The following is a 7,723-nucleotide window of genomic DNA, read 5'->3' as shown; positions in this document are numbered from 1 at the left end:
CCCCCGTTGGGAATGGAGACGGTGTTGAAGACGGTGCTGGGGTCCTTCACCGCCAGGGCGGAACCTGTGCTGAGCTGGCCGGCGGACTCCCCTTCGTCGGGGATGAACGCGTCGACGTAGACGAGCGACTTCACGTTGGTGACGCCGACCGCGGCATTGCTGATGACCATGCCGCCGTAGGAGTGGCCGACCAGCACGATCGGACCGGTGATCGTCTCCAGGAACGCGTGCAGGTTGGCCGAGTCGGTCGCCACACCGCGCAGAGTGTCAGGCACGACATCCACCGTGTAGCCCTCGTCCTGCAACCGCGCGGTCACACCCGCCCAACTCGACCCGTCCGCCCACGCACCATGCACAAGGACAACCGTCGGCTTGGGCTCGGACGGGGCGGAGGCCAGCGCGGAAGGAACAGTCATGGCCACGCCGATGGCGCCAGCGACGGCCACAGACAGCACTGCGATTTTGCTCGCGGTTTTCAATGGTCACTCTTTCTCTAGGGTGTTCTGTGTGCACTTCGATTCGGGCTGGACGCCGGCACGGGGCGCTAGAATCCGCGGGTGACTCCATGGCCTGTACACCTCCCGTTAGGTCGTATCGGCCTGACCAGCCCCGCGAACAATGTTGCCCCCCAGATCGGGCCATCTGGCTTGCATGAGAGCACGCATGCACGGGAGGCACAGAACGGTGCAGTGGTCGCAGATTCAGCCGAACTGACCGCGATCACCGACGTGCCGGAAAAACGTCCAACCGGTTGGAGTTCTTTTGGTCGAAACGTTTTACTATTCGCAACCTAAAAAGCGTCACTCCACTGTGGCTTGGAATTCAAACCTTCTAGTCATCGCTCTTGACCCTTGGTGCGCTTTGTGACAATTCGCGGCGCACCCTACTCGGTAGCCTCCGCCCTCAAACTCGTAGGCGACCGTTGGTCGCTGCTGGCGAGACACCTGTCAGCCAAAACGAGCAGGCGAAGTACAAGGCGCTCTCGGGATCGATGCGCCGCGGGGAGTTGGCCCGGTAGGCCAGGTGGTTGCCGGTGTTTGATGGCGTAGGCGTACAGGCGGTACAGCTCAGTGGCTGCTTGGGTCTGAAAGGTCGGGTGCTGGCCGGGCGGGTGCGCGCAGGATGGCGCGAGTGATGCCGACCGCGAGGCGTCACCCGGGCCGTCAACTCAGCCACGGCTCGCGTCCGATGGACGTCCGTTCGGCGCGGCCGGCGGGGGACGCGTCCGCTCCACCGAGTACACCGAACTGTGGCAACGGGCACGGGAGAAGGTGCTCTCCGCCGACGAGGTGGAGACGCCACTCGCCGAAGTGCCTTACTCCCTGTGGCAAGCGGGTGTGTCCCTGTGGATCAAGGCAGGAGTGGGCAGCGGCTCCACAGGAGTCGCCGCCCTCCGCAAAGGCCGCCACTTCATCGGCGGCGAACTGTCCGACCACTACGCTGCCGTCGCAGAGCAGCGGCTGCGCGCGGAGATGACCCAGGACGACTTTGTCTTGGCGGGGCCGGAAGAGTGACCGGTAGAGCGAGTTCAGAACCTGCGGACCGCAGAAGCTGGAGGCCGGCCGGGGAAAGGTCGATCCGCGGTCGGCTCCCCTCAAGCCTCCTCGTCGCACATCCGCCGGCCTACACCACGCCAAGATTCCGCAGGGAATATCGGATCCGTCGGCGAGAATTCGGGTGGCCCATGACGTTCAACGCGAGTCGGCCAAGGGCGGTCTCCAGGTGCCTGCCATACATGACCGACGCGGTCTGACCACATCGCGACTGCTGTCCGATCATCGAGCCCGAAGCGTTTCTGATTGGGAGGCCGTCGTGGGCGGTTCGGAAGGGCATGACGTGGAGATAGATGGCGCGTCCGCGGCGTCCGGTGCGCCTGACGAGTTTGGTACGCGCCTCAGCGGGCGCGTTCACGTGGGGTGGCAGCGTTCGGGGAAGCCGGTTGCTCAACTGACGTGGCGGGTGACGACGGAGGATCACGTTGTTGCGGAGGCGGTCGCAGGCAAGTATGGCGGCGAGCCGGCGAAGGTACGGCCGTCCTCGTCTGAGCACGAGGTGCTCATTCGAAGCGACGCTCTGAACATCGTGGTGCCGGGCCGAGAGGCTGTGATGCATGGGATGGCGCTCGCCGCGCGGGGGATGGTCTTCCACGCTTGTGAAGGGTCAGACGTGCGAGGTCTGCAGTGCGGTGTCTGCGCCTCCACAGCTGGGGGACGGATGGATGCGGCGTGGGAGGGCCGAGGGGCCCGTCCACGCTCACGTTTGAGGTTCGGGATGGCCGACTTGCCGGATCTCGGCTTGTTCGAAATCGTCTCGTCCTCCTGGGACTTCGCGGAGTCCGGGTGGCTCTGGGAGCACTGTTCGATGACGCCCGTGACGGCATACGGGGGGGGTGCTGCGGCTGGAGACGGTGGAGTTTTCCACCCTGTCCGGCATCGCGGTGAGCTACCGAAAGCCTGTCGTTGAGTGGGCTGTGCGGGGTGGCGTCGCCGCGCAGGGCGTGTCGGGACTGACTGCGTAGCCTGTTGACGCGGGGCCGTGCGCCGGCCTGAGTGGGAAAACGGGTGGCGGTCGCCGAGGGGACGGGCTACGGTTTTCCGTGTTCGTTGCGGCGCCCGTCAGGGCTGCCGTGTCGGCTGTTGATGTGACCTGGGAGGTGTGAACCGATGGCTGTCTCTGTGATGGGCGCTGCCCGCTTTCAGCTGATCGTTTCGTCCACTCCCGTGGTCTCCGGCTGACCTTTCCTCTTTTGCCGCGCCGTCCTGCGCGTGCCGTGCCGGGGCCGCCCTTGTGAAGGGTTTCCCTTGTCTTTCTCGTCTTTTTCGTCATTCACCTTCCGTGATGACTCCTCGCACGCGCTCGTGCCCTACGGCTGGGACGACGTGTGGGAGGCGGAGTTCGCGCCGTTCGCCGCGCAGGGGCTCGTGCCCGGGCGGGTGGTGCGGGTGGACCGCAACGCGTGCGACGTGTTCACATGCGAAGGAACCGTGCGGGCCGACACGGCCATGGTGATGCCGCCCGACCCGATGCGCGTCGTGTGCACCGGGGACTGGGCGGCGGTCGACCCGGCGGGCGTAGATCCGCGGTTCGTCCGCGAACTCCTGCCCCGGCGCAGCCAGTTCGTCCGCTCCACCTCCTCCAAGCGCTCCGAGGGCCAGGTGCTCGCGGCCAACGTCGACCACGCCGTGGTCTGCATGTCCCTGGCCGCCGAACTGGACCTCGGCCGGCTGGAGCGGTTCCTGTCCCTGGCCTGGGAGAGCGGGGCCGAGCCGCTGGTCGTCCTCACCAAGGCCGACCTCGTGCCCGACGTCACCTACCTGCTGGCCGACGCGGAGGCCGCGGCGCCCGGTGTGCAGGTGGTGGTGGCCAGCGCGGCCACCGGCGAAGGCCTCGACGTGCTGGGGGCGGTACTCGGCGGCGGCACCGCGGTGCTCCTCGGCCAGTCCGGCGCGGGCAAGTCCACGCTCACCAACGCCCTGACGGGCACGCAGATCCAGGAGGTGCAGGCCATCCGCGACGCCGACGGCAAGGGCCGGCACACGACCACCACCCGCGACATGCTGCCGCTGCCGGACGGCGGTGTCCTCATCGACACCCCCGGCCTGCGCGGAGTCGGCCTGTGGGACGCCGAGTCCGGGGTCTCCCAGGTCTTCTCGGAGATCGAGCAACTCGCCGCGGACTGCCGGTTCCAGGACTGCTCGCACGAGTCGGAGCCCGGCTGCGCGGTGCTGGCCGCGCTGGAGGACGGCACCCTGCCGCACCGACGGCTCGACAGCTACCGGAAGTTGCTGCGGGAGAACGCCTGGATCGCCTCCCGCACCGACCAGCGGCTGCGCGCGGAACTGCGGCGCGAGTGGAAGCAGCGCTCGGCCGCCGGCCGGGAGATGTACGAGCGCAAGCGCGGCGGTGGTGGCGGCCACCGCCACGGCCGGGTCTACTGACCGGTCGCGCGCGCAGCGCTCAGCGGCTCATCCGGCGCCGCCCCGCCGATCCTGGCGGCGCCGGACCGCGAGCGGACTGCCCGCGCTCCAGAACGATCCGATGACACAGCCGACCACGAGCACGACGATCACGATCCCGAGAACGACGCTGTAGGTCATGGCGAACCCTCCTCGTATCCGTGCGCGGTCCTTCACCGCACCATCACCGCCGGTTTCTGCCCGTGACCTTCCCGTTGCCCGACGTTTCCAACCGGAAGACGGGACACAGGTGTCAGGTTCCGGCGCGCGAGCAGGCGGGAGGCGATCACCTTCGCACCATTGGTGATCATCCGTCAGGAAACGTACCGGGCAGGCCGGTCGGACAAGTGCGGCCCGGTGCGGCCGGGATCGCGAACGCCCCGTTCGGGAGGGCGATCAGGACGCCGCTCAGGCCGAGGCCCGTACCACCAGTCGGGTGGGGGTGATGATCGAGGACAGCGCGGGGCCGTCGGCGTCACCGGCGGACGGCGAGACGCGGCGCAGCAGCAGGCGCGCCATCATCCGGCCCATCTCCTCGATGTCCTGGCGGATCGTCGTCAACGGCGGGTCGGTCCACTCCGCGACGGACACGATGTCGTCGAAACCGACCACCGCGATGTCCTCCGGAACCTTGATCCCGCGCGTCCGCAGCACCCGCAGCGCGCCCGAGGCCATCACGTCGGAGGCGGCGAACACCGCGTCCAGGTCCGGGCAGTGCTCGAGCAGCGCCGCCATCGCGCGTGCCCCGCCCTCCGGCGTGAAGTCGCCCTCCGCGATCATCCGCGGGTCCGTGCCGGGCAGCGCGTCACGGAATCCCTCCAGGCGGTCGACGGACGCGGTCTGGTCCAGCGGGCCGGCGATGTGGCCGATCCGGCGCCGCCCGCCGTCCAGCAGGTACGTCACCGCGTCCCGCGCGCCGCCGCGGTTGTCGCAGTCGACGTACAGCGTGTCGGCGTCCGACCAGCTCGGACGGCCGCCGATCACGGTCGGCACCCCGGCCCTCCGGGCCAGCGCCGGCAGCGTGTCGTCGTCGTGCAGCGAGAACAGCAGCGCGCCGTCCACGTGGCCGCCCGCCAGATAGCGGCCCACCCGCTCGTAGTCCGCCGCGCCTTCGGTCAGCAGCAGCACCAACTGGTTGTCACGCGCGGTGAGTTCCTTGCTGATCCCGCGTACCTGCTGGGTGAGGAAGGGGTCGGAGAAGAAACGCGTCTCGGGTTCGGCCACGACCACGGCGACCGCGTCGTTGCGCCGCGTCACCAGGGTGCGGGCCGCCTGGTTCGGGACGTAGCCCAACTCGTCGACCGCCCGCCGCACGCGCTCCGCCAGCGGCGCCCGGACGCCGTCGCTGCCGTTGACCACCCGGGACGCGGTCGCCCGCGACACGCCGGCGCGCGCGGCGACGGCCTCCAGAGTGGGACGGTGCGCCAGGCTCGGGTCGGACAAGGGAGGGCTCCTTCGCGCGCGGATAACGGAAAAACGGGCGCCAATTCCTCGGCAGGCACAGCGTATCCGTTCGGAGCGTCCGGCGTGAGAGCGCTCTCTCGCGCGATTTCGCAGTTCCGCCCGCCCCGGACGCCCCGCACGTCCCACCCGTGCGCCGCGGTCCTACGACCTTCGGCCCGGTTCCTCCCGCCCGCAGTCCGGGCCCAGCGCCCGATGCCCGCGTGCCGCACCGGTGTGAGGCTGTCCGTATGACGACGACACACGGGACCCCGGACGAACCGGGACGGCGGACGGCGACCGGGACCGAGCCGCGGCAGGACGGCGGGCAGGACGGCGGGCGGCACCGCACACCGCCGCGCACCGCCTTCACCGAGGCGGAACTGGCCTACCTGCGCGAACAGCGGCTCGGCCGGCTCGCCACCGTCGACCGCGGGGGCCGCCCGCAGAACAATCCCGTGGGCTTCTTCCTCCGCGACGACGGCGGCGTGGACATCGGCGGCTGGCAGATGGGCGCGTCCCGCAAATGGCGGAACATCGCGGGCAACCCGCACGTGTCGCTGGTCGTGGACGACATCGCCTCGGTCACGCCGTGGAAGGTCCGGGGCGTGGAGATCCGCGGAGTCGCCGAGCAGGTCGAGGGGCCGCACGCGTACGCGTCCTACCTCAGCGAGCAGCTGATCAGGATCCGCCCGTACAAGATCTTCGGCTGGGGCCTGGAGGACTGACACCGGCCCCGCGCGGTCAGCCGCCCGCGATCACCGCGCCCAGCCACGCGCCCGCCACCAGCAGGCACGCCATGAGCTCCACCAGCACGGACCCGCCGACCGTCCGCATGGCCCGGCGGGTCGCCGCCCACGCGGCGCGGCCACCGCCCTGCCTGACCCGCTCGCGGACGTACAGCGAGCCCACGAAGCCCAGCACCGCGCCGAGCACCGGGACCAGGAAGAAGCCGACGATCCCGCACACCCCCGCGGTGATGATGTTCCGCCAGGTCACCCCCGACTCGCGGATCCGGCGGGACGGCATCAGCCACACCACCACCTGGCCCAGCGCCAGCGCACCCGTCGCCGCGGCCAGCACCGCCCAGGTCAGGCTGGTGTGCCGCAGCGTCGCCCACCACAGCACCGCCGCCCAGCACAGCAGCGTGCCCGGCACACCGGGGGCCGACACGCCCACGAGGCCGAGCAGCATCACCGCGCCGATCAGCACCTCCTGTGCGGTCCCCATGAAGGCCACCCTGCCCGAATCGGGGGCCGTCCGCCGCCCGGCGGAGGTCATCGCGACCGGGGCGTTACACAGGCGTGCGCCCGGCGCGGGGCACTCTGCGCATCAGGGGCGATCCCGGGCCACCCAGCCCCGCTCGTACGCCTCCCAGCCCAGCTGCAGCCGGGTCGTCACGTCCGCGATCTCCATCAGCCGCTTCACCCGGCGCTGCACCGTCCGCAGGCCCAGGTCCAGCTGCTTGGCGGCCGAGGCGTCGGTCAGCCCGGCCAGCAGCAGCGACAGGATCTGCAGGTCGGTGTCGTCGGGCGCCGCCGGCGACTCCTCGCCGAAGACGCCGGACGCCCCCAGCCGCAGCGGCATGGCCTGCCGCCACACCCCCTCGAAGAGCCCCATCAGCGACTCCAGCAGCCCGCTGGCGTGCACCACCAGCGCCGCGGGCTGGGCGCTGCGCCGGGTGAGCGGCACCATCGCCATCGCGCGGTCGGCCACCACCAGCTTCGTCGGCACCCGGTCCACCACCCGCACCTGCTCCTCGCGGCCGAGCGCCGCCGACAGCTCCACGACGCTGTTCGGGTCCGTGATCACGTCACGCTCCAGCACCACCCGGTACGCCACCCCGCGCTTGGCGGCGTCCTCCTCGGCCTCGTTCTCCAGACCCGTGACGGCCATCGGCTTGTCCGTCACCAGCGCGCACACCTCCGACTGCGCGGCGAACTGGAGCTGCAGGAAGCGCTGGGCCACCGCGTCCGCGCCGGTCACCACCTCCAGCAGGTCGTGGACCGCGGGCTCGGTGGCCTCCGCACGGAACTCCGCGGCGAGCACCGCCGCCGCCAGCTCCGCCTGCTCCAGCGCGTGCCGCTGCCGGGTCAGCAGCGCGGACAGCGCCACGCCCGGGGGAGCGGCCACCCAGCGGCCCGGCCGGGCGGACGACTGCGCGACGAGGCCGTGCACCTCCAGGCGGCGCAGCAGCCGCCCGGCGTCCTCCTCGGCCAGACCGAGCCGGTGCGACAGATCGCCGACATCGGCCGCGCCCATGCCGACCAGCGTGCGATACGCCCCCTCCTGCGCGTCGTCCAGACCTATGGCACTGAGCAACGAAG

8 protein-coding genes and 1 pseudogene are annotated in these 7,723 nt (G+C 70.5%); 4 read left to right on the top strand and 5 right to left on the bottom strand.

What is annotated here, in order from left to right; all coding sequences use genetic code 11:
• Positions 1 to 416, bottom strand: a 416-nt coding sequence (locus tag BMW99_RS29105; RefSeq protein WP_143080579.1) for an alpha/beta fold hydrolase, incomplete at its 3' end; no start/stop codon positions are given.
• A gap of 948 nt (positions 417 to 1,364) precedes the next feature.
• Between BMW99_RS29105 and BMW99_RS29095 the strand changes: the two are divergent.
• From BMW99_RS29095 to rsgA, 3 genes and pseudogenes are all read left to right on the top strand, one after another.
• Positions 1,365 to 1,514: pseudogene (locus BMW99_RS29095) on the top strand (site-specific DNA-methyltransferase); the annotation flags it as partial.
• 163 nt (positions 1,515 to 1,677) lie between these two features.
• On the top strand, positions 1,678 to 2,463 hold the full coding sequence (locus tag BMW99_RS43180; protein ID WP_407640331.1) for a recombination directionality factor: 786 nt from the start codon (positions 1,678 to 1,680) through the stop codon (positions 2,461 to 2,463).
• 338 nt (positions 2,464 to 2,801) lie between these two features.
• Entirely contained in the window at positions 2,802 to 3,938 is a 1,137-nt protein-coding gene (gene rsgA / locus BMW99_RS29090; protein WP_075017855.1) for a ribosome small subunit-dependent GTPase A, read from the top strand.
• A 27-nt stretch (positions 3,939 to 3,965) separates the two neighbouring features.
• Here rsgA and BMW99_RS42735 read toward each other — a convergent pair whose 3' ends face one another.
• A complete protein-coding gene (locus tag BMW99_RS42735) occupies positions 3,966 to 4,097 on the bottom strand; it encodes a hypothetical protein (RefSeq protein WP_256090609.1) in 132 nt (43 codons plus the stop codon).
• Positions 4,098 to 4,364: 267 nt separating this feature from the next.
• Positions 4,365 to 5,399, bottom strand: a complete 1,035-nt coding sequence (locus tag BMW99_RS29085; RefSeq protein ID WP_075017854.1) for a LacI family DNA-binding transcriptional regulator — start codon at positions 5,397 to 5,399, stop codon at positions 4,365 to 4,367.
• Between the two features lie 248 nt (positions 5,400 to 5,647).
• Between BMW99_RS29085 and BMW99_RS29080 the strand changes: the two genes are divergently transcribed.
• Positions 5,648 to 6,124: a PPOX class F420-dependent oxidoreductase gene (locus BMW99_RS29080; RefSeq protein ID WP_079176221.1), complete on the top strand. Its 477-nt coding sequence runs from the start codon at positions 5,648 to 5,650 to the stop codon at positions 6,122 to 6,124.
• Positions 6,125 to 6,140: 16 nt separating this feature from the next.
• Here the strand turns inward: BMW99_RS29080 and BMW99_RS29075 are convergent, their stop codons facing one another.
• The gene (locus BMW99_RS29075) at positions 6,141 to 6,626 is read right to left on the bottom strand and encodes a DUF456 domain-containing protein (protein ID WP_069467666.1); all 486 of its coding nucleotides are present in this window, start codon (positions 6,624 to 6,626) and stop codon (positions 6,141 to 6,143) included.
• Between the two features lie 102 nt (positions 6,627 to 6,728).
• Positions 6,729 to 7,718: a helix-turn-helix domain-containing protein gene (locus BMW99_RS29070; RefSeq protein WP_069467665.1), complete on the bottom strand. Its 990-nt coding sequence runs from the start codon at positions 7,716 to 7,718 to the stop codon at positions 6,729 to 6,731.
• Positions 7,719 to 7,723: the final 5 nt, after the last annotated feature.

Source organism: Actinacidiphila rubida, from assembly GCF_900110255.1.
Lineage (GTDB): Bacteria > Actinomycetota > Actinomycetes > Streptomycetales > Streptomycetaceae > Actinacidiphila > Actinacidiphila rubida.
This window is presented reverse-complemented; position numbering and strand designations above follow the sequence as displayed.

Bases quoted from the DNA above. Each gene is read 5' to 3' on its own strand.
- BMW99_RS29080 (WP_079176221.1), top strand. From the start codon at position 5,648: ATGACGACGACACACGGGACCCCGGACGAACCGGGACGGCGGACGGCG.
- BMW99_RS42735 (WP_256090609.1), bottom strand. From the start codon at position 4,097: ATGACCTACAGCGTCGTTCTCGGGATCGTGATCGTCGTGCTCGTGGTC.
- BMW99_RS29075 (WP_069467666.1), bottom strand. From the start codon at position 6,626: ATGGGGACCGCACAGGAGGTGCTGATCGGCGCGGTGATGCTGCTCGGC.